This window comes from Acinetobacter sp. UBA2063 (assembly GCF_002333245.1).
Classification (GTDB): domain Bacteria; phylum Pseudomonadota; class Gammaproteobacteria; order Pseudomonadales; family Moraxellaceae; genus Acinetobacter; species Acinetobacter parvus.
In genome coordinates this window covers 4454-4836 of record NZ_DDAH01000046.1, presented here as the reverse complement: position 1 = coordinate 4836, position 383 = coordinate 4454, and the positions used below count along the sequence as shown (strand labels likewise).

General features: G+C 32.1%; 1 protein-coding gene. It reads right to left on the bottom strand.

Going from position 1 to position 383, the window contains the following annotated elements:
• Positions 1-152, bottom strand: a 152-nt coding sequence (locus tag B4H32_RS02320; RefSeq protein ID WP_286799642.1) for a hypothetical protein, incomplete at its 3' end; no start/stop codon positions are given.
• Positions 153-383 lie beyond the last annotated feature (231 nt).

Genomic DNA, 383 nt, shown 5'->3' with positions numbered 1-383 from the left:
ACGATACCTGGTGTATTTGGGCTAATGATAATGCCCGCAATTAAATAACCGATCAAAGGAGGTAGGCGTAAACGTGCTGCGATATAGCCAAAAATAAGAGCCATACCAAAGCCAACAGCAAGTAATATAATTAAATCAACATCATGTGGCATCGAAGCTCCTTAATCGTTGCGGTTAAGGTAGAAATAAATGAGCATAAAACATGCCAAGAAAACAGCGCATAAATTGTAACAAGTAAAATCGAATTTGTTGATGATAATTTTTTTAATGATCAAAAAAAATCATGTAACTCATTTCTTACTATTAATAGCATTTTTTAGGCAATAAAAAACGGCTTCAAAAGAAGCCGTTTTTTAAGAAAACTAAAATTATTTAATTTTAGC